Source organism: Shewanella sp. 1180_01 (assembly GCF_052850535.1).
On record NZ_VXCT01000205.1, the window covers coordinates 1 to 332 of the forward strand.

Annotated in this window: 1 protein-coding gene; it reads left to right on the forward strand. The window is 49.1% G+C overall.

The genetic code is table 11. From position 1 onward, the window contains the following. Positions 1-143: 143 nt before the first annotated feature. Positions 144-332, forward strand: a 189-nt coding sequence (locus FW758_RS24870) for a DUF3164 family protein (protein ID WP_446446855.1), incomplete at its 3' end; no start/stop codon positions are given.

Below are 332 nucleotides of genomic sequence, written 5' to 3' on the forward strand. Positions count from 1 at the left end.
AAAAGTCGTACAAATCGACAAGCCAACCGCTGATTTTCGCCGCATGGCCGTGGACATTATCGAGAACATAGAAGGCATTCGTCGCCGTTGTATGGCGGTGCAATTTCATGGCGTAACAGTGCGCTGGAATGAGGACAAATAAGATGAACACACAAGAACAAACCCACAACCAAGCCGCTATTCCGCAGGGCTACCGCAAAAACGCTGTAGGCGATTTGGTGCATGAAGATCGTATCAAGCCCGTGGACAAACTGCGCGATGAAGTAGTGCTGGCTATTGTCGGTTCAGCCAAAGAACTGCGTGAACAGATGCTCAATTTCAAACTGATGACG